This is a genomic window from Corynebacterium striatum, from assembly GCF_016728105.1.
GTDB lineage: Bacteria > Actinomycetota > Actinomycetes > Mycobacteriales > Mycobacteriaceae > Corynebacterium > Corynebacterium striatum.
Genome location: NZ_CP068158.1, coordinates 1575147 through 1594707, shown reverse-complemented (window position 1 = coordinate 1594707; position 19561 = coordinate 1575147). Strand labels below are relative to the sequence as shown.

General features: G+C 59.4%; 17 protein-coding genes and 1 pseudogene. 3 read left to right on the top strand and 15 right to left on the bottom strand.

Translation table 11 applies throughout. The annotated features are described in order from the left end of the window. Positions 1–514: 514 nt before the first annotated feature. The 8 genes and pseudogenes from I6I72_RS07515 to I6I72_RS07485 form a co-directional block, all read right to left on the bottom strand. Entirely contained in the window at positions 515–1249 is a 735-nt protein-coding gene (locus I6I72_RS07515; protein WP_049063648.1) for an ATP-binding cassette domain-containing protein, read from the bottom strand. Then, complete coding sequence (locus I6I72_RS07510; RefSeq protein WP_236592596.1) at positions 1236–3020, bottom strand: hypothetical protein; 1785 nt, start codon at positions 3018–3020, stop codon at positions 1236–1238. Before I6I72_RS07510 ends, I6I72_RS07515 begins: the two co-directional genes overlap by 14 nt. 227 nt (positions 3021–3247) lie before the next feature. Further along, the gene (locus tag I6I72_RS07505; protein WP_236592595.1) at positions 3248–3673 is read right to left on the bottom strand and encodes a lactococcin 972 family bacteriocin; all 426 of its coding nucleotides are present in this window, start codon (positions 3671–3673) and stop codon (positions 3248–3250) included. A 364-nt stretch (positions 3674–4037) separates the two neighbouring features. Beyond that, positions 4038–4979: a recombinase family protein gene (locus I6I72_RS13705; RefSeq protein WP_236592594.1), complete on the bottom strand. Its 942-nt coding sequence runs from the start codon at positions 4977–4979 to the stop codon at positions 4038–4040. A 169-nt stretch (positions 4980–5148) separates the two neighbouring features. Beyond that, a pseudogene (locus tag I6I72_RS13700) lies at positions 5149–5502 on the bottom strand (recombinase family protein); the annotation flags it as partial. 203 nt (positions 5503–5705) lie between these two features. Further along, on the bottom strand, positions 5706–6494 hold the full coding sequence (locus I6I72_RS07495) for a zeta toxin family protein (RefSeq protein WP_049146182.1): 789 nt from the start codon (positions 6492–6494) through the stop codon (positions 5706–5708). Between the two features lie 3 nt (positions 6495–6497). Next, complete coding sequence (locus tag I6I72_RS07490; protein WP_049146184.1) at positions 6498–6761, bottom strand: hypothetical protein; 264 nt, start codon at positions 6759–6761, stop codon at positions 6498–6500. Between the two features lie 30 nt (positions 6762–6791). Beyond that, positions 6792–8201, bottom strand: coding sequence for an aldehyde dehydrogenase family protein (locus tag I6I72_RS07485; RefSeq protein WP_100619144.1), 1410 nt, complete (start codon positions 8199–8201; stop codon positions 6792–6794). A 124-nt stretch (positions 8202–8325) separates the two neighbouring features. On the opposite strand from I6I72_RS07485, the gene I6I72_RS07480 reads away from it, so the two are divergent. Together I6I72_RS07480 and I6I72_RS07475 are read left to right on the top strand one after the other, a co-directional pair. After that, complete coding sequence (locus tag I6I72_RS07480; protein WP_005530777.1) at positions 8326–9258, top strand: AraC-like ligand-binding domain-containing protein; 933 nt, start codon at positions 8326–8328, stop codon at positions 9256–9258. Positions 9259–9297: 39 nt separating this feature from the next. After that, entirely contained in the window at positions 9298–9843 is a 546-nt protein-coding gene (locus tag I6I72_RS07475; RefSeq protein ID WP_110084928.1) for a hypothetical protein, read from the top strand. Between the two features lie 33 nt (positions 9844–9876). Here I6I72_RS07475 and I6I72_RS07470 read toward each other — a convergent pair whose 3' ends face one another. The 7 genes from I6I72_RS07470 to I6I72_RS07440 form a co-directional block, all read right to left on the bottom strand. Further along, complete coding sequence (locus I6I72_RS07470; RefSeq protein WP_201806544.1) at positions 9877–11352, bottom strand: NAD-dependent succinate-semialdehyde dehydrogenase; 1476 nt, start codon at positions 11350–11352, stop codon at positions 9877–9879. A gap of 8 nt (positions 11353–11360) precedes the next feature. After that, positions 11361–12140 carry an HpcH/HpaI aldolase family protein gene (locus I6I72_RS07465; RefSeq protein ID WP_049160522.1) on the bottom strand — a complete coding sequence of 260 codons (780 nt, stop codon included), beginning with the start codon at positions 12138–12140 and terminating at the stop codon, positions 11361–11363. After that, positions 12125–12910: a 2-oxo-hept-4-ene-1,7-dioate hydratase gene (gene hpaH, locus I6I72_RS07460; RefSeq protein ID WP_005530770.1), complete on the bottom strand. Its 786-nt coding sequence runs from the start codon at positions 12908–12910 to the stop codon at positions 12125–12127. Before hpaH ends, I6I72_RS07465 begins: the two co-directional genes overlap by 16 nt. 107 nt (positions 12911–13017) lie before the next feature. Next, positions 13018–14094, bottom strand: coding sequence for a 3,4-dihydroxyphenylacetate 2,3-dioxygenase (gene hpaD / locus I6I72_RS07455; RefSeq protein ID WP_049063664.1), 1077 nt, complete (start codon positions 14092–14094; stop codon positions 13018–13020). A 33-nt stretch (positions 14095–14127) separates the two neighbouring features. Continuing rightward, entirely contained in the window at positions 14128–15642 is a 1515-nt protein-coding gene (gene hpaE, locus I6I72_RS07450) for a 5-carboxymethyl-2-hydroxymuconate semialdehyde dehydrogenase (protein WP_201806541.1), read from the bottom strand. Between the two features lie 13 nt (positions 15643–15655). After that, the gene (locus I6I72_RS07445; protein WP_147759901.1) at positions 15656–16396 is read right to left on the bottom strand and encodes a GntR family transcriptional regulator; all 741 of its coding nucleotides are present in this window, start codon (positions 16394–16396) and stop codon (positions 15656–15658) included. Further along, a complete protein-coding gene (locus I6I72_RS07440) occupies positions 16393–17862 on the bottom strand; it encodes a fumarylacetoacetate hydrolase family protein (RefSeq protein WP_201806534.1) in 1470 nt (489 codons plus the stop codon). Before I6I72_RS07440 ends, I6I72_RS07445 begins: the two co-directional genes overlap by 4 nt. 123 nt (positions 17863–17985) lie before the next feature. Between I6I72_RS07440 and I6I72_RS07435 the strand changes: the two genes are divergently transcribed. Next, the gene (locus I6I72_RS07435) at positions 17986–19347 is read left to right on the top strand and encodes an MFS transporter (RefSeq protein WP_201806531.1); all 1362 of its coding nucleotides are present in this window, start codon (positions 17986–17988) and stop codon (positions 19345–19347) included. Positions 19348–19561: the final 214 nt, after the last annotated feature.

Below are 19561 nucleotides of genomic sequence, written 5' to 3'. Positions count from 1 at the left end.
ACGTTGGACCAGGCGAGTCATTCGAGTTCACCGCCTGGTCCTTCTCGATGCGTGCAGGCACGGGAACTGTGGGTGAACCTAATAGTTCAACGGCCTGATACCGCTTGCAGATTCTTCACACGAGGTAGCGGAATGGACCGAGGCCGAACGAAAACCGGAGTTAGAGACAGCGCTCTTCAACCTACCCCCAATAACGCGAAACGTCATTAACGCCTCGCGTTACACGTTGAACTTGAACTCGACCACTTCGATATCAGTCGCCAAGAAGTCTTCCGGTGGTGCATGCGCTACAACACCCGCAGACAGCACTCCTGGTGCAACTTTCTAGCCCCCAATGACTTCGAAGCACTCACATCAGCTACGCTGACCCAAGCAGCATAGCTAACCCCCGACGTGTCTACTTTCCGGGGGTCAGGCCCGTGCTCGACAACCCCAGCGGACTCAACGCCCACGCCAGCGTCGCGGACCATGCGGCCGGGTACCGGAAGGTGGCCAAGGCCGCGGGCATCGCGATTTAATCCCGCGCAGAGCCGGAGACTGTGACCTGGCGATCATTGATGCGCAAGGTGCTGTCAGCGGCAGCAATAACTGCGGCATCGTGCGTGGCGGCCAGAACGAGTGCGCCCCCGTCCGCAGCTCGCCGCAGGAGCGCGATAACTTGGTCGCGGTTAGTGGGGTCGAGGGAGGCGGTCGGCTCGTCAGCGAACACATAAGCCGCGCCGCGGAGCAGGGCTCGGGCGATCGCCAGCCGCTGCTGCTCGCCTCCGCTGAGAATAGCTGCCGGCCCGTCGAAGGGGACATCAAGACCGACTTCGCCGAGGGAGTGCAGCAATTCTTCTTTGGAGTATTGCTTCCTGGATAGCCCGAGGGTGAGGTTATCTTCGCAGCTTAGTTCGGGAATGATTCCGTGGTCTTGGTGGATTATCGCTGCGCGTTCTCGCCAGAATCTCCGCCTCCGCTTCATCCTCCACGCGGAGGCATTCTCACCGTCTATCCGGAGGAGGCCGTCCGCCGGCGGCAGGAGCCCGGCCAAGGTGTTGAGCAGCAAAGTCTTTCCGGAACCGCTGGCTCCACAGATGGCGACAAAGCCTGGCCCGGGTAGGGAAAACGTTGCATTTTCCACGAGGGACTTCTTCACCATCCGCGTGCTGCGCCCCACAGAAAAAGTCGACTCCGCGGCGAGACAGAGATGAGAGGTGGAAATCTCCGGCGGCAGAGTGGGGGACTGATCGGGGCTAGCCAATGACATTGTGACTCCTAGGGGAGGCGGACATGTGCTGAGAAATACTGAGACGGACAAAACCGAGGTAGACGATTAAGACAAGGCAGCTTAGCGCGGCGAAGGTGTAGAGGAACGGGTTGGGAAGCAGTAGCGGAGCCAGGACGGACAATATGACGACAACTGTCAGGCTGACCAGTTGGCTTTTGAATAGTCGCCACATCGTTTTGTCCGGTGATTGCCCAGCGCTGTGGAGGAGTACCAGGAGGCGACGGTGAACTCGGAGCTGGATGCGCGCCTGGACTATCAAGGCCGCAAGCGTGGCGAGCAAAGCTCCGAGGGCGCTCAGGATACTCAGCCAGAACAGCGCCGTGCTGGCTACTAGTTCGGCCAGACCGCGATCGGCGGCGCGTACCGGGTAGACGTAGCCTTCGAGGCCGGCAGCGGTAAGTTCTGGACCCAGTTCCGAGAAATCCGCGAAGAGCAAATTTTTACTCGAAGCTGTGGAGCTTAGGAAGTCTGCGTCGAAGCCGGATAGATCGTCCGTTTCAAGCACGTAAAAACAATCGCCGGGAACCAGTTCCCCCGACATTGTTCCACTAATGAATCCGACCGCATGATCGGCACTGACCGGACCAATTTGCGCAGATTTAAGGAGCAGGTCGCCGGATTCCTGAGCCCACAGATCCACGGAAGCTGCGAAATGCTCTTGGGCTGCGGAATAGTCGACCGAGTGGTTGTCGTCTCCGGGACGGAACTGATAATCCTGCAGATCGTGCCATTGGCGGTTGGCAAGTGCCACGGGGCAGGAGTCCGGCACACCGGTAGCTTCTTTCGGCAAAGTATGGCTGAGGACAGCCCCGTGCTCCCGTTCCCAGCTGAGCGCGAAGTCGCGGAAGTTCTGCTGCACACTGGGCGGCAAGAGCTCGCCTTCTTCCACGCGGCCAGCAGGGCCGTCGAAGTTGGCTGAAAAATGCAAGGCTCCAAACTCCGCGAGAGATTTCCAGGTCTGTTGGGCCTCGGATTCCTGCTGGTAGGAGCGGAGCGCAGCCGCTGAGCTAAGACCCGCTGCTACAAAGGTCACGCAGGTAAAGACCGAAATTACTTTCAGCGCTTTTCCCGCCGCCTTCTCTGCGGGGGCACGCTGCCCCAGCAGCGCTACTGCGCGGCGCAACAATGGGGCGGTGACGGCTACGGCCAAACCGGTGGTAGCCAGGGCCAAGCCTATCCCGGCGGCGTAGAACCTGAGGAACAGGAGGGCAAAAGAATAGCTCCCTTGGCGGGCGAGGAATGTACTCGCAAGGCCAATGAGAACTAGGTGCGGGAGGATGACAAAGGTCCATTGCCGCCAATTGCCTTTTTGACTGCGGTGCCCGCCATTTATTGTGCGCAGCGCTGCCAATCTAAGACCGGAAACCCGAAGAACAAATACCAGGGCAAAAAGGGAAACGACAAATAGAAACAGGATCGCCACCAACGCGGGCAGGCGGAATACGACCGATTGGATGAGGTGAAGGAACTGCGTCTTTTCGCTTAGCCTGAGCCCGTCATTCCTGGCCGATTCGTAGAAGTGGTTCGCATTGCCACCCGTTGCTTTGGGAACCAAGACGTAGTCACCGTGGTAATCCAGCGACCCAAGCTCACTGGCCGCTTGGCTCAAGGCATCCGGCCGGTTGAGCCGGGGAATGCGTTCCGGTGCTGGATAATTTTGCTCCAGCGGGATGAAAACCTCGTGGGAAGTCCCGCTTGCGTCATCGGTGCCAGTCAGCCGGTAGATGAAGTAGCCGTTCTGCTCGGCCAATGAAACCAGTGAGTTACGGATTACCGTCGGTGCGTAGTCTGACTCAAGTTCCTCCGCGAGTGAAGTCTTAGGCTCGACGTAGTCAAGACTAAAGGTTGATTCGACCCCTAAGGACAAGGGCTTGGTGGAGTCAACCAGGGCTGTCAGCAGCCACCCAGTAGTCGCGATGACTGCAGCAAGAAGTAGGCTCAAAAGCCCAAGTACTAGGGGTCGAATGCGCATGAGTTCTAGCAGAAGCCGTAGTAGTAGCTGTCCTTAGTGCCCGGCAAATTCGTTGCCCAAAGCTCGGCGATCGACTTCTGGCCGCCGCGGGTGTTGATGCTTCGTTGCGTTCTGTCGTTGACGGTCACAGTCGAAGTATGGCACCGATTCACGGTGAAATAAGAACGCGCCTTAGCGTCCCAGAATCCGTACTCCCAGGTACCGCCACCTGCAGGGTAGCGAACTTTCCGGCCGACAGATGCCCAGTAGGTTGTGATGGCTGGTGCTGCCTCGCCGAGTAGCTCGGCCATCACACCGGAAGCAAAGCCTCCCTTGGCGCCGTGGTCTTGGAATTCTTCTGCGGAAGCAACGGCTGAGTTAGATACGGAAACGCTCAGAGCAGAGGCAATCAGCAGCGCTGCAAACTGCCGAGTGCGCTTTTTGGGGGTCATAACAGTCTCCTTTGAGAGAGGAAATGAGGCGGGATTGCCTCAAAAGGGAGACTATCCTAAGTGAATACAAATGGGAATAGAACCAGTTTTCTAATTATATTGGTACTTTTCACAGGCCTTAGGCTCGGGAGGGCGTTGGTTGTCCTTGGTCCGCTATGTCTTGGATTCACCCCGTACGGAGTGGGGTTGCCCGCAACACGCCCTTTCGTCCTTGCTCTCTTCTGACGTCATCCTCGCCAACGTCAGCTGCGCGAAACTCCTGCCTAGTTTCGCACGCCGCAAGCGCACGGTGTCGTGCGCTTGCTTAGGCCGCCCCTAAGGCGCAGCACATGCGCGCGATTGTTGATGTGCCACACACTGCAACCTAGTTCCACACGATCTGCACCGATTCAGGGTTGAAGGTCTTGGTGCCGCGCACGCCACGGCGCAGGCGCACCTGGCACAGGGTGTTGATGACTCGACGCTGCACGGCAAGCTCTGCGTTGTCGAAGGCGTCCACGGGCGAGGCGTAGCCGGTTGTGTCGAGCAGCGCCGATGCGCCAGCAAGGCGGGCACGGCGCGTTTCGAGTTTCTCGATCTGCGGCTCATAACGGTTTCGCGCGCGCTTGAGGTCACGGGCCTCGATAAGCTCCTCGTCGTAGTCAGCCTGGACGCGGGCGAGCTTTGCGCGAAGCTCAGCGAGTTCGTCGTCGATGGCGTCGACCTCGTCGTCATCCGCAGTTGGCAACAGGTCTGCTAGGTCGTCACGGCCAAGGCGGGCGCGGATCACGGCGAGCACAAAATCATCGACGCTGTGAGTGCGCACTAAGCCACAGGCCGCGCAGCGGTAGCGGTCGGCATGCGTGTGCACGGGGTTGCCGCACTCGTCGCAGACATACAGGCCCGAGCCAAGATGGCGGCGAGTGTTCCGGCGCTCCTTGTTTGTCAGCCGGTCGGGATCATCGAGCACGTTTTGCACACGCCACCACAGATCGGGTGTGACGATCGGCTCCCACTGCCCTTTCACCGGCTCGCCGGCATCGGGGTCGCGGACGATATGCGTGACACGGCGGTATTTGTTCTTCACGCCTTTGCGCTTGGCCTTCTTATACGTGGAGTAGCCGGCATACACGGGGTTGCGCAGGATCGAGTGCAACGACGTGTAGGCCCAGGGCTGCGCGTCGGGAACCGACTTTTCTTCCTGGCCAGCAGCGCGACGGCGTGCGTTGCGCTCTGTGACCACGGTGTGCATATGGCGCGGCGTGGTCGGAATGTCCGGCAAGCCCGGTTGATCGACCCCAGATAAGGCGCGTGCGATATCGCGCATGGAGTTGCCCCCTCTCGACAGCGCGGAACATACCGAGCACGGCGGCGGCTTCGGATGGGATGATCTCGCCGGTGGAGGTGTAGCCGATCGGGCGCACACCGCCGGAGTACCAGCGGCCCTGCTCGGCGCGCTGCTGTTGCGCACGGGATTGGCGCATGCTTTTGCGTTCGATCTCGCCGCGCGCCACGGCTGCTTTGATACGCGCGTACATTCTGCCGCCGTCGGTGGCAAGGTCAGCATCACCGTTCGCGGTGACGAGTTTCAGCCCCTGCTCTTCCGCCCTGTCGATCCACTCTTCGAGCTGCGCGGGCTGTCGTGTGAGGCGGTCGAGGTCCCAGCAAATGATCGCGTCGATCTCGCCGCGCTCAAAGGACGCCACCATCGCGTCGTAGTCGGGACGGTCCACGTCCTTCTTCGACGCGGAGATCGATTGATCGACGTAGGTATGCACGACGTCCCAGCCGCGTTGCTCGGCGAGGGCTTCGCAGTCCTGACGCTGCCGGTCGATGGCGAGGCCGTCCATGGCAGCATCTAACGAGATACGGAGGTAAATAGCAGCACGTGTAGTCATACGCTATTCATAGCGCATTTAGGTTACATTGAAACGAAACTCCACGCAGACGACATCCTCAGCCTGCTCGACCTCGCAGACCGCTAGCTCGCCAGCAGCCGCTTTGACACGAAGCTCCCACCGCCTACCGGGCGCGCAGTTCCACGGGCACAGCCTTAAAGTTTGCGGATACGCTCTGCATCAGCCACGAGGTTTTGCGTGAGCTTCTCCGCTTCAAGGCCACTCAAGTCGCAGCTGTCGAAGCGGGCCAGCCAATCAGCACGAATGGCGGGGGAGTCGAACCAGGTTGCGCGCTCGGCTTCAATATCCTCGATACCGCTCAAGGTGCGGCCGTCGCGGGTGCGGATCTCGAGGTCGTCGACAAGCGGGGCAATCGCTTGAAGCCCTGGGACGATGGCCTTAAAGCCCGACGTATGGGAAACCTCATTGGTCCAGCGCGGGTAGCGGCTCACGCGCTGCGCCTCCAGGTAGCGCTGGACGACACCGAGCCTGGAGACCTCCTGCGCCACCGCCAAGCCCACGACCCTCACGCGGAAACCCGCGGAGCGAAACTTGGCTATCTCACCCGCGATGAATTCCGGGTTGGACAGCGTGTTCTCAATGATGAGGGAGTGGCCGTGCTGCCGGCCATCCTCGATCAGCGAGGACATCCAATAGGGGACCGGACCGTTGGTGAGCACGTCCATGCGCAGGGGGTCGCGCTCCATGATCTCGTCGAGGGCGGGGTGCAGCTTCCGAACCTCATCGGAATCAAGGACCGCGTGACCATTCTTTACAGATTCAATAGCCGTTGATTTGCCTGACGCTGGCTGCCCCGCCACATAAATGAGCTCTGGAACAGCCGGACCATGAGCATTCGACCGACCAAAATAGCTAGTTTGCAGAGTCTTTAGCCGCTGCTCCATGACCTGCGGATCAACGGGGAAGTCAGCGGCGGAAAGCATAGGCTATGCCGCTTTGTGCTCGGAGGAGAGGGCTTCAAGCCGCTGCGCAAAGAGAGCCGCAGCGGCGCGGATGGCTTCAATAGCGGTTGAATCAACACCACTGACTATGTCCTCTACCAGCCAATTCTGACGAATCCACCATTGTGATTCAACATCGTTGCCTGCTTCAGCGGCCCGAGTGAGGTAGGCAGCTTTCAGCGAGGACGCAACCTCCTTCATTGCGTCGAAGGCTGCGTACTCGATCTCCGGGACTTTGGCGGTGCTCATGGCGCTAAGAATAGCAGCGCCAGGCCGGTTTTAGCCGTTGATGATCTGCGGGTAAGCCAAGCCCTTGAGGCCCTCGGTACCGAACTCCACGCCATAGCCGGAGGACTTAATACCGCCGAAAGGCACGCGCGGATCCACCGCACCGTGGCTGTTGATCCACGTGGTGCCAGCCTCCAGCTGCGCAGCAACGTCCAGTGCACGCTCACGGTTGGAGGACCACACGGAAGAGCCCAAGCCCACGTCAAGCTTGTTGGCCTGCTCGATGGCCCAATCCAGGTCTGTGTACTTCACAATCGGCAGTGCCGGGCCGAACTGCTCCTCGACGACCAGCGCGTTATCCGGGTCGATGTCCGCCACCAGGGTGGTGGGGTAGAAGTAGCCCGGCGCGTCATAGTCCGGGTCACCGCCCAGCAGCACGCGGGCGCCGGAGTCCTTGGCGGCGTTGACGAGCTTGTCCACGATGTCGAACTGCTGCTTGTTCTGCAGCGGGCCGAGCACGTTTTCTTCTTCCAAGCCCACACCCATCGGCGAGGCCTTGGCTACCTCGACTAGGGCTTCGCAGACGGCGTCGTACAGCGATTCCGGCACGTACAGGCGCTTCATTGCCGCGCAGGTTTGTCCAGTGTTGATGAACGCGCCCCAGAAAAGGTCGCCGGCGATGGCGGCTGGGTCGGCGTCGTCAAGCACGATGCCCGCATCGTTACCGCCGAGCTCGAGGGTGAGGCGCTGCAGGTTCGCCGCAGAGGACTCGACGATCTTCTTGCCGGTCGCAGTGGAGCCGGTGAACATGATCTTGTCGATGTCGGCGTGAGTGGTCAGCGCTGCGCCTACCGCGCCGTCGCCGGTGACAACCTGCAGGACGCCTTCCGGAAGCACGGAATTAAAGACCTTGATGAGCGCCAGGACGGACAGCGGGGTGTACTCGGAAGGCTTAACCACCACGGCATTACCCATGCGTAGGGCCGGGGCAATCTGCCAAATGGTGATCATCATCGGCCAGTTCCACGGGCCAATCGCACCGACGACGCCGAGCGGACGGTAATGCACGGTCGCGGTGATGTCCTCATCGACAGCGGTGTAATCAGGAGACTCGAAGGACGCCGTCGCGCGCAGCCACGCGGAGCACGCACCAACCTCGAAGCGAGCATTCGGGCCGTTCAGCGGCTTGCCCTGCTCGCGGGAGAGCAGCTCCACCAGCGGCTCCGCGGCAGCCTCAATGGCGTCCGCAGCCTTGAGCAAGAGGTCACAGCGCTCAGAGTCGCTGAGCTTTGCAAAGGACTTCTGCGCCTGAACCGCACGCTCAACCGCCGCATTGAGCTCCTCAACACTGCCTTCAGGTGCGACACCCACAACCTCTTCGGTGGCCGGGTTGATAATTTCGCGGCCCTCATCAACGGTGATGGCTGCGAGAAGATCTTCATAGGTGGCGAACTGCGACATTTATTCTCCTTAGTCGAGGTGTGCAATGTTTCGCCCATTGTTACCCACAACACATAATTACAGTTGACTCTCAGCGCACAAAGCTTGTTCAAAAGTGTGCTTGAGGTCACTGTATAGTATTTATATGCCCAACTCTTCCTCGCACTATGACCTCGCGGCCTGGCGCGCGGCGTCTTCGGAAACCTTCGGCAAGCTTGAGGTTCACGCACCCGAGGCGAGCACCTTTTGGGCCCAGCTCACCAGCACCAGAGTGGGGGAGGTCTCTCTCTTTGACATGCACACCGCGCCCCATTCGGTAAAAAGGGAAAGCGCAGCGCTTGGCGACGCCCCCTTTTGCAAGCTCAGCCTCCAGCTTTCCGGCCGCTCCACCATGGCGCAAGATGGCCGAACCTGCGAGCTTCATCCCGGTGACTTAGCACTGTATGTCACTCAACGGCCTTATGTTCTTGAATATCCCGTCGAGCAGCACACTCTTATCGTTCACTTTCCACAGAGCCTACTTAGCCTCACACCGGCTCAGATTCAGCAGCTAACTGCGAGCCCAGTTTCACGTGATCATGGCTTGGGCAAGGTGGCAGTGCCGCTTTTCGAGCAGCTGGCCAACAATCTCGACGTGCTGGAGGGGCCGCATGCCTCCGCGCTCGTTCGTTCCGCGTTAAACATGTTGGTCACAGTGTTCTCTTCTGAAATCGACACCGCCTCTGACTCGAAGAATTTGTTATTCAACCAGGCCACCTCATATATCGAGCAGCATTTAGGTGATGCAGATCTTTCCCCAAGCGCCATCGCAACGGCGCTTTTCGTATCTGTGCGCCATCTCCATTCCCGCTTCGCCGCCCAAGGCCTTTCAGTAGGCTCCTATATCCGCAGCCGCCGACTAGAGAAAGTACGGGAGGAGCTAACAAACCCTTTAAATGCCAAGGAATCCATTGGCACCATCGCCGCGCGCTACGGCCTGCACGATCCTTCGCACTTATCACGGGTATTCAAAGCTGAATTCGGACTTTCTCCGAGTTCCTTTCGCAGCCAAGCACTAGCTCCAAAACCGCGAGCCTGAGTGCATTCCACGCCGGCTGTGGCCATTTGTGCTTTCCTTATGTCTTTCTCTTCTCGTTCCCTCATCAGCGTTCTCACCTGCGCAACCCTGCTTGATGGCTGCGGCGATGATTCTTCTTCGAGCACGAAGCCTGTGTTCAAGGCACCTTCCTCCACGGCACAGCAGTCCAGCGTCCAAACCGCTACTCAAGCTGATGCGGCCAGCCCCTCGCCGGAAACGACAACACGCGAGGAATCTTCGAGTCCAGAGGAAACTACTTCTTCAGTAGCGCTCGTATCGCCGGAGGTGCCGGCTGATGTTCGCGCAAAGATTTGGAATGGCGGCGCCGTTCCAAAACTTGGTTTCACCAAGGCGGGCTTGCTGAGCGAAGGAAAGTTTGTGGACAGCTCAATCGGCCCAGGCGGCCCCAGCGCTAAGCTGGTGGGCTTTAACGAGGGCCTCGCGCCACTACCCGAGACCACCGTGGATAACTTCCGCGCCTTCCAGGGCGACATTGACGGCGATGGAGAGGTTGAAGTTCTTGCAACCATCATGTCCACCGGTGGCGGCACTGGCTGTTCCTACGAGACGGTGGTCTTCAATTAGGCTGCGGCGCAAGCCCCTGGATCAAACGCCCAGTTACGCGCCTGCATAAGGATTGCGCACACCGATGTACTGCAGCGAGGTGTACTCCTCGATGCCCTCGGCGCCGCCCTCGCGGCCCATGCCGGACTGCTTGACGCCACCGAATGGGGCAGCGACGTTAGAGATGACACCGGCGTTAAAGCCCATGAGACCAAACTCTAGGCCATCGCCCACGCGCCACATACGGTCGGAGTTTTCCGTGAACACATAGGAGGCAAGGCCATACTCGGTGTCGTTGGCCAGCTCGATGGCCTCTGCTTCATCGCTGAAGGTAAGGATCGGCGCAACCGGTCCGAAGATCTCCTCCTGCGCCACGCGTGATTCACGTGAAACATTGGTCAGGACGGTCGGCTCGTAGAAGTAGCCAGCACCCTCACCACGGCTGCCGCCGACGAGGACTTTGGCACCCTTGGCCACAGCGTCTTCGACGAGCGCGGCGACGTTGTCCTGAGCCTTCTTCTCAATGAGCGGCCCACAGGTAACGCCCTCATCCATACCGTTGCCCACCTTGAGCTCAGAGATCTTGGCTGCAAACTTCTGTGCGAACTCGTCGGCCACGGACTCGTGCACGATAAAGCGATTAGCTGCGGTGCAGGCCTCACCAATGTTGCGCATCTTCGCGCCCATCGCACCCTCTACAGCTTGATCCAAGTCTGCGTCCTCGAAGACGATGAACGGCGCGTTGCCGCCGAGCTCCATGGAGGTGCGCAGAACGTTGTCCGCAGCAGCCTTCAACAAGGTCTTACCCACCGGAGTAGAGCCAGTGAAAGACACCTTGCGGAGGCGCGAGTCAGCCATGACCGGCTCAGAAATGGCGGAAGCGGACTTGCCCGCCACGACGTTCAGAACGCCCTCCAGAAGACCCGCGTCAATCATGGTCTGGGCGAAGTACTGAGCGGTCAGCGGAGTCAGCTTCGCTGGCTTGAGCACCATGGTGCAGCCCGCAGCAACCGCCGGCGCAACCTTGCGGGTAGCCATGGCGAGTGGGAAGTTCCACGGGGTGATAAGCAGGCACGGGCCCACCGGCTTACGGCGGGTCACCATCTGAAGGGTGCCCTCCGGTGCGGGCAAGCTGCGGCCATAGTCACGCACGGCTTCCTCAGAGAACCAGCGCAGATACTCCGCACCGTAAGTGACCTCACCGTAGGCCTCAGCCAGAGGCTTGCCCATTTCCAAGGTCATCAACGCAGCGAATTCATCTTTGCGCTCGGTAACAAGCTCGAAGGCACGACGCAGAATGTTAGAACGCTCGCGCGGGGTTGTGCGCGCCCACTCGTCCTGGACGGCACAGGCGGCATCCAGCGCGGCCACGGCATCCTCCGAGTTAGCCGAAGCCAATGTGGCTAGTACCTCACCCGTGGCGGGATTCTCCACGTCGAAGGTCTCACCTGACGCAGCATCGCGCCACTGCCCGTTAATCAGCAGGCTGGTCGGAACCTTGGCCAACAGTTGCTCAACATTGATAGTCATAAAAGTTGCTAACCTTTCTTCGAGAATTTATCCGCCAGCGTACGCGCCGCACCGGACAGCAGCTGGACATCAGCTCCTACCAGCGCAAACGACGCACCTGCGTCGAGATAACGCTGCGCCTGCTCCAGATTGAAAGCGTTGACGCCCACCGGCTTGTCTGCGGCACGGACCGCATCGAAAGTACGCTGCACTGCGTCCAGCACGTCTGGGTGGGTCTGCTGACCCAGCAGCCCCATTGAGGCCGCCAGATCCGAAGGGCCAACAAATACTTGGTCAACACCATCGACGGCCGCGATCTCCGCCGCGTTCTCCACAGCGGTGAAGGACTCAATCTGCACGGTCAGGCTGACGGTCTCAGCGGCCTTCTGCAAATACCCCTCCACACCATTCCAGCGGGAAGAACGAGCCAAAGCACTGCCGACGCCGCGCACACCGTGCGGTGGGTAATACATTGCCGCTACAGCCTTCTCGGCCTCGGCGACAGTATCGACCATCGGCACCATCAGATTCTGGGCACCAACATCTAGGTATTGCTTGATAAGTGCGGTGTCATTAACCGGAACACGCACCATGCGGGTTGGCCCATACGCATCCGTGGCCCGAAGCAATTCTGCGATGGTCTCCAAGCTATAAGGGGAGTGCTCGCCATCAATGAGCAGCCAATCGAAACCGGCGGAAGCAACAATTTCCGCCGCCACCTGGGAGCCGGAGCAGATCCAGGCGCCGATCAAGGGGGCGTCGTCAAGCGCGCGCGTGAAGGTTGGCGGAAGTTCTACTGGAATCGGCATGTGATCGCTCCCAACTTTCCATAATCGGCGTGGACGGTATCGCCCGGCTCCACCCACATCGGCTTGGTGAAGGAGCCGGCGAGGATGATGTCACCCTTCTTCAAAGTGTCGCCGTGGGCATGCAGCTTGTTCGCCAGCCAGGCGACGCCCATCGCCGGATGGTTGAGCACCGCCGCGGCGACGCCGGTGTCTTCGATGGATTCATTGCGATAGAGGAGTGCGGAGACCCAACGGAGGTCAACGTCTTCGGGACGGACTGGGTTGCCGCCATAAACCATCGCACCGAGCGCCGCGTTGTCAGAGATGGTGTCCACGATGGTGCGACCCTTCATCTCGATGCGGGAGGAGAGGATCTCCAAGGCTGGCACCACGTAATCGGTCGCGCGAAGCACGTCAAAGATGCTGCAGTTAGGCCCCGCCAGGTCCTCCTTGAGAACGAAGGCGAGCTCCACCTCGATGCGCACGTTCGAGAACTGCGCATGCTCGATAACGGAACCGTTCTCATAAACTTGGTCCGCGAAAATTGCCCCGTAGTCCGGTTCAGTAATGCCGGTCGCCTCCTGCATTACCTTGGAAGTCAGGCCAATCTTGCGGCCAACGAGGCGCCGCCCACCGGCGATGCCGCGCTTTACCCATTCACCCTGGATGGCATAAGAATCCTCCACACCCATGTCCGGGAAACGAGTGCTCAGCAGAGGAATCATCGTGCGGTCGCGCTCGGCCTGCGCCAGCTCATCCGCGATGGCTATATGTTGCTTGCTATCTAACATTGTCGAATTCCTTAGTTCGTTGTTTCACGTGAAACATGCAGAAAAGCTGGACCGCATTTCTGGGTTTTAATCAACCTTGAAATCACAGTCCAGCATCCATGAGAGCTTTAGAGCTGGTTGCCGAGCTTGAACTCGCCCTGCTTCCACTCCGGCATCTCCTCGGAATCTTCCTTGCGGGTGTAGGAGAAGCCATCCGCGCCGATGGTCTGCGCCATCTCGGACTCATCGGTGCGCTCGACCAGCGGAACCGGATTGCCATCGAGATCGAGGACGGTGGAGCCGTCGCGGTACCAAGAAGGAACAACCGGGGTACCCCACCAGTCGCGACGCTGATTGTCGTGGACGTCCCAGGTGACAACCGGGTTGTCTGGGTCGCCGGTGTAGTAGTCCTGGGTGTAGATCTCCACGCGGTGACCATCCGGGTCGCGCAAGTAGAGGTAGTAGGCATTGGAAACACCGTGACGGCCTGGGCCGCGCTCGATAGCGTCAGACTCACGGAGAGCGCCAAGCTTGTCGCAGATGGCGATGATGTTGTGCTTCTCGTGGGTCGCGAACGCGATGTGGTGCATGCGCGGGCCGTCACCACCGGTCATTGCGGTGTCGTGGACGGTCGGCTTACGGCGCATCCATGCGGCATAAACGGTGCCCTCTTCATCACGGATATCCTCAGTGACGCGGAAGCCAAGATCCTCCATGTAATCCACGGCCTTCGGAACATCCGGGGTGATCTGATTGAAATGATCCAAGCGAACCAACGCGCCCGGGATATGAGCGTCATAGCTCCACGCCAGACGCTCACGGTGCTCTACCTCGTAGAAGAACTCGTATGGGAAGCCCAGCGGATCCTGCACACGCACAGAGTCGCCGATACCCTTGACAAAGCCGTCCTTGTTGCGACGAACCTCGCAGCCGCGGGCCTTGTAAAACTCCTCGGCGCGGTCAAGATCCTCTGGGGTGCGGACACGGTAGGAGAAAGCAGCTACTGCAGCGACCGGCCCCTTGCGCAAGACGAGGTTGTGGTGGATGAACTCCTCGTAGGTGCGCAGGTAGATTGCGTTGTCATCTTCCTCGGTCACGACGAGGCCTAAGGTATCCACGTAGAACTTGCGGGAGGCCTCGAGGTCGGTGACGACGATCTCCATGTAAGCGCAGCGCAGAATGTCTGGTGCCTGAACGGTGGTCATGATGTGCTCCTTTAAAGAAATGAGAGAGATGGATTAGTCCTGCTTGCCGAAGACCGGGTTGTGGACTTTGTCGAGGTTGATGTGGACTGCCTGCTGGTCGGTGTAGAAGTCGATGGAACGGTAGCCACCCTCATGGCCCAGGCCGGAGGCCTTAACTCCTCCAAATGGGGTACGTAGGTCGCGCACGTTGTTGGAGTTCAGCCAAACCATGCCAGCCTCGACGTTCTGTGCGAAGTTGTGCGCACGCTTAAGGTCGGAGGTCCACACGTAAGCAGCCAGGCCGTACTTGGTGTTGTTGGCCAGCTCGAGCGCTTCCTCGTCGGTGTCGAACGGGGTGATGGCAACGACCGGGCCGAAGATTTCTTCCTGGAAGATGCGGGCGGAAGGATCGACGTCCACGAAGACGGTCGGCTGCACGAAGTTGCCCTCTGGGAAGCCCTCTGGGCGTTCGCCGCCGGCTGCCAGCTTGGCTTCCTGCTTGCCGATCTCGATGTAGGAGGTGACCTTCTCGTAGTGCTCTGGGTGAACCAGGGCGCCAACCTCGGTCTTCGGGTCAGAAGGCAGGCCCACCTTCACACGCTTGGCGACGGCGGTGTAGCGCTCAACGAACTCATCGTAAATGTCGCGCTGAACCAGGATGCGGGAGCCGGCGGTGCAACGCTCGCCGTTCAGAGAGAAGACGCCGAAGATGCAGGCGTCGATAGCGGTGTCCAGGTCAGCGTCGGAGAAGACGATGGCTGGGGACTTGCCGCCGAGCTCCATGGACAGGCCCTTGAGGTGCGGTGCAGCGTTGCCGAAGATGATCTGGCCGGTGCGGGACTCACCGGTAAAGGAGATGAGCGGGACGTCTGGGTGCTTGACCAGTGGGTCGCCCGCGTAGCCCTCTTCACCGAAGCCGTTGACTAGGTTGAAGACGCCCTTCGGGAGGCCAGCTTCCTCGAAGATTCCAGCCCACAGCTGCGCAGACAGCGGGGTGAACTCAGCCGGCTTCAGAACAACGGAGTTGCCAGTTGCAATTGCCGGAGCGAGCTTCCAAGACTCGAGCATGAACGGAGTGTTCCACGGGGTGATAAGACCTGCGACGCCGATTGGCTTGCGGTTGACGTAGTTGATCTGGCGGCCTGGAACCTTGTAGGCGTCGTCAGCCTGCGCAACGATGAGGTCAGCGAAGAAGCGGAAGTTCTCCGCCGCGCGCTTTGCCTGGCCGTTAGCCTGGGTAATCGGCAGACCGGAGTCGAAGGACTCCCATGCAGCGAGCTTGTCAGCGCGGGTCTCAACAATGTCAGCAATCTTGTTGAGCACGCGTGCGCGCTCACGTGGCAGGGTCTTGGACCACTCGCCGCGCTCAAAGGCAGCCTTGGCGGCAGCAACCGCTTTGTCGATGTCAGCTGGCTTACCGGAAGCAGCCTTAATGTAGTTCTGGTTGGTTACCGGATCGAGTACGTCGAACTCGTCGCCATCAATAGAGGCAACGAACTCACCATCGATGTAGTGGAGGATCTTCTCTGGAAGGTCGGCTGGCTTGGCGGCGTCATTATTGATGCTCATTGCGGCATTCTCCTTAAACTGCGGTGTCTGTAATTTCTGCTTTTGCATTGCTGTCTGCCGGGCTTTCTGCCTGGCTATTTTTCTCGCGGTATCGGCGGGAAGTCTGCAAGCGATGTTCGCGCGCAACCTTTTCCACATAAGCTTCTTCCGCGCCGATCTCGATGAGAGCGAGCAGCTTTTCGTGTTCTGCCACCGATTCCAGGGCCCGCTCCGGTACGTAGCGGAAGGTGGAGACTCGGTGGTATTCAAGTTGGTCCCATTGCTCATAAACCAAGTTCACGAGCCTTTCGTTGGGGCACTTGGCGAAAAGCACACTATGAAATTCTTTGTTGAGCTTCGTGAACTCGTCTGGGTCGTGATGCACATCGAGTTCACGCATCTTCTGATTGATTGCTCGCGCCTTAGCAAAATCCTCAGCGGTGAGAAACGCTGCCGATTGGGCGGTGGCCCGTGCCTCCAGAGTGGCCACGATATCCATCGACTCGTAATAGGCCTCGCGGTTGTGCGTGGTAACCCTGGCGCCAACATTGCGTTCGTAGGTGACTAGGCCCTCGGCTTCGAGTTGCCGGATGGCTTCGCGCACTGGAACGACGCTGACGTTGAGTTCTTCTGCAATTGTTGAGAGCACCAACCGATGCCCCGGCTCATACTCACGAGTGCGAATCTGGCGGCTTATCCAGTTATAGGCTTGCTGAGACTTACTCTCAGACGCGGATTGTTCAGATTTCTGGGTCTGATCCTTTGCTGAAGTCACTGACCACCACCATTCTTGAACTCAAGATAAGCCTCTTTATTGGCCCCCGTTGGCGGGAACATTCCGTCGAGGCTGGCGCCTGCCTTTACCTGCTCAGCAACCCACTCGTCCTCATGCTCCTTGGCCAAAGCAGCGTCTGCTACCTCTTCGGCCAGGTCACGCGGAATGACGATGACACCGTCGTCATCACCAACGATGATGTCGCCCGGAACCACGGTGGCGTTTCCGCAAGAGACAGCGATGTCGCTATCCCACGGAACGTGCTTACGGCCGAGTACGCAAGGATGCGCACCCTGAGTGAAGACAGGGAGCCCGATTTCGCGAACCGCTTCATAGTCTCGAACGCCGCCGTCGGTCACCACACCGGCTGCGCCGCGGGTCTTAGCACGAAGCGCGAGGATGTCCCCCAAGGTGCCGGAACCCGGCTCCTGGCGAGCTTCGATGACGATGACTTCACCCTCCTTGACGGTGTCGAAGACCTTCTTCTGCTCGTTTAGGCCACCGCCGTGGGACTTAAAGAGGTCCTCGCGCCCAGCTACGAAGCGCAGGGTGCGAGCCACGCCAACCATCTTGGTTCCCTTGGTCTGTGGGTAAACGCCTTCGATGACGCACTGATTGATGCCACGGCCTCGCAGCTGTGCGGAAAGACCGGCGGTCGGCGCTTCCTCGAGTTTCTCCTTCAGCTCTGCGGAGAGCTCAGAGGAGGGAAGTGGTGGCAGGCCTGCAGACTCGCGGTCACCGTATGCGTCCTCGCGCTGCTTGGCATCGACCTTCGGTAGGTTACCTAGCGTCGGGTCGAAGTTAGCTGGGATTTCCACGACGGTGCTCTTCAAACGTCCAGAGGTGACACCGCCCGGCACGTCAACCTCGACCTCGACAACGTCGCCTGGCTCGATGACGGTGGAGCCGGCCGGCGTACCAGTCAAAATGATATCTCCAGGCTCCAGAGTCATGTGCTGGGAAAGATCTGCCACAAACTGGGCGAGAGGGAAAATGAGGTCCGCATCAGAGGAGGTGCCTTCCTGCACAACTTCGCCATTGACCCAAGTGCGCAGACGCAGGCCCTTGGGGTCGATCGTCTGGGCGTCGATAAGCTTCGGCCCAATCGGGGTGTAACCATCGCGGGACTTGGAGCGAGTGTTGGAGCCCTTGTCCTGCGCGCGATAGTCGTAGATGCCCAGGTCATTGGAGGCAGTCACATACGCAACGTAATCCCAAGCCTCCGCGAGAGAGACGTTGCGGGCCGCTTTTCCGATGATGAGCGCAATCTCGCCCTCGAAAGCAAGCAGCTCAGTGCCCGCGGGGCGCTCGACGACGCCGCCGGACTCGGCAAGCGTGCTCGTCGCCTTGAGGAAGTAGCTCGGGGTCTTAGGCCAGCGGCCTCGTTGTGCGGCACGAGACTCGAAAGCCACATGCACAGCAATCATCTTGCCCGGTTTCTCAGGCAGAAATTGGGGTACAGCCATGAAAAATCCTTCTTTTCTCTCAAATGCTTGCCCAAATCGTATATTATCCCTACAATCGCCGCAAGTGGTTTAATTCACAAAGCTTGGAACGTATATGGCAAGCCACATATTGAAAGGAAAAACATGTCGCACGCAACCGCCGCCCCGACAATCACGACGAGCGAACGTCGCCGTGTTGTCGCTGCGACCACCATCGGTACCGCCATCGAGTGGTACGACTACTTCCTCTACGCCGCAGTTGCCGGCCTCGTATTTAACAAGCTCATGTTCGGCCCGCTGGAGGGTGGTCTCGCCACCATCATCTCCTTCCTGACCGTTGGCTTGTCATTCCTGTTCCGCCCGGTCGGCGCATTTCTGGCTGGACACTTCGCTGACCGCCTCGGCCGCCGCGTTGTCCTCATGGCTACCCTCTTTGCAATGGGTGGCGCCACCACACTCATCGGCGTGCTGCCCACCTACGACTCAGCGGGTGTTTGGGCCCCAATCCTGCTTATCTTCCTGCGCATCATCCAGGGTATTTCCGCTGGTGGCGAGTGGGGTTCCGCCGTGCTGATGGCTGTAGAGCACGCCCCAGTTAACAAGCGCGGCCTCTACGGCGCCGGCCCACAGGTCGGCGTCCCCGCAGGTCTGCTGCTTTCCTCCGGCGTGCTGTCCATCATGAATAGCATTGCGCCTGGCGACGCCTTCATGCAGTGGGGTTGGCGCGTACCGTTCCTGCTCTCCTTCGTTCTGGTCATCGTTGGCTACCTCATTCGCATGGGCGTCGAGGAGTCCCCAGTCTTCGAGGAGATCGCGGAGCGCCAGGAAGAAGAGTCTGCACACCCATTCACAGTGCTGTTCAAGAAATTCTTCCCGCTGGTTCTTACCGCAGCGCTTATCTTCGCTGGCAACGGAACCGTGGGTTACATGACCACCGGTGGCTACATCCAGAAGTACGCCTCTGACCCTGAAGGCCCAGTGGCACTGGCACGCGGTGACGTCCTCAACGCCGTTACACTTTCCGCATTCACTTGGGCAATCTTCACCCTGTTTGCCGGCTATATCTCCGACTTGATTGGCCGGCGCAACACCTACCTCATCGGCTTCGCCCTGCAGGCAATTGGTGCCGCCGCCCTCTTCCCGCTGGTCAACACCGGCGATCTGAAGATGCTGTACGTCGCCCTCATTTCCCTATCCTTGGGCCTTGGCCTTACCTACGGTGCACAGTCCGCTATGTACGCCGAGCTCTTCCCAGCTTCCATCCGCGCAACCGGCGTTTCCATCACCTACGCTATCGGCTCGGTTCTGGGTGGCGCCTTCGCCCCGATGATTGCCGCCTCCCTGGTGGAAGCCACCGGCACGACCTTCGCAGTGTCCGGATACCTCGTCACCGCCTCCATCGTTGGCCTGGTATGCATGTTTATCCTGCGTGAACGCAAGGGTATTCCACTCGGCCCAGAGCACGAAGCAGAGCAAGCCCGTGGCCTCTTCATCTTCACCAAGTAGCCGCAACCGGTAGCCACCTAGCAGCCACTCACAGACTTAGTCGCCAGTTTCTCCTACCCGGCAAAGTGGGAGAAACTGGCGGGATTTTTGCACCCCTCAAAGCGCACACGCACAAACCCAGAAAACTCTTAAGAGTGATTGTGCAATTTCGTGCCATCATATATGATTCGGCACATAGGACTTGGATCACACATATATGACTCATTGAAGTGGG

What these genes read in the sequence shown, in the direction of transcription:
- I6I72_RS07490 (WP_049146184.1), bottom strand. Translation starts at nt 6,761, where the DNA reads ATGAGCACCGCCAAAGTCCCGGAGATCGAGTACGCAGCCTTCGACGCA.
- I6I72_RS07485 (WP_100619144.1), bottom strand. Translation starts at nt 8,201, where the DNA reads ATGTCGCAGTTCGCCACCTATGAAGATCTTCTCGCAGCCATCACCGTT.
- I6I72_RS07505 (WP_236592595.1), bottom strand. Translation starts at nt 3,673, where the DNA reads ATGACCCCCAAAAAGCGCACTCGGCAGTTTGCAGCGCTGCTGATTGCC.
- I6I72_RS07480 (WP_005530777.1), top strand. Translation starts at nt 8,326, where the DNA reads ATGCCCAACTCTTCCTCGCACTATGACCTCGCGGCCTGGCGCGCGGCG.
- hpaD (WP_049063664.1), bottom strand. Translation starts at nt 14,094, where the DNA reads ATGACCACCGTTCAGGCACCAGACATTCTGCGCTGCGCTTACATGGAG.
- I6I72_RS13705 (WP_236592594.1), bottom strand. Translation starts at nt 4,979, where the DNA reads ATGCGCGATATCGCACGCGCCTTATCTGGGGTCGATCAACCGGGCTTG.
- hpaE (WP_201806541.1), bottom strand. Translation starts at nt 15,642, where the DNA reads ATGAGCATCAATAATGACGCCGCCAAGCCAGCCGACCTTCCAGAGAAG.
- I6I72_RS07440 (WP_201806534.1), bottom strand. Translation starts at nt 17,862, where the DNA reads ATGGCTGTACCCCAATTTCTGCCTGAGAAACCGGGCAAGATGATTGCT.
- I6I72_RS07515 (WP_049063648.1), bottom strand. Translation starts at nt 1,249, where the DNA reads ATGTCATTGGCTAGCCCCGATCAGTCCCCCACTCTGCCGCCGGAGATT.
- I6I72_RS07495 (WP_049146182.1), bottom strand. Translation starts at nt 6,494, where the DNA reads ATGCTTTCCGCCGCTGACTTCCCCGTTGATCCGCAGGTCATGGAGCAG.
- hpaH (WP_005530770.1), bottom strand. Translation starts at nt 12,910, where the DNA reads ATGTTAGATAGCAAGCAACATATAGCCATCGCGGATGAGCTGGCGCAG.
- I6I72_RS07470 (WP_201806544.1), bottom strand. Translation starts at nt 11,352, where the DNA reads ATGACTATCAATGTTGAGCAACTGTTGGCCAAGGTTCCGACCAGCCTG.
- I6I72_RS07475 (WP_110084928.1), top strand. Translation starts at nt 9,298, where the DNA reads ATGTCTTTCTCTTCTCGTTCCCTCATCAGCGTTCTCACCTGCGCAACC.
- I6I72_RS07435 (WP_201806531.1), top strand. Translation starts at nt 17,986, where the DNA reads ATGTCGCACGCAACCGCCGCCCCGACAATCACGACGAGCGAACGTCGC.
- I6I72_RS07465 (WP_049160522.1), bottom strand. Translation starts at nt 12,140, where the DNA reads ATGCCGATTCCAGTAGAACTTCCGCCAACCTTCACGCGCGCGCTTGAC.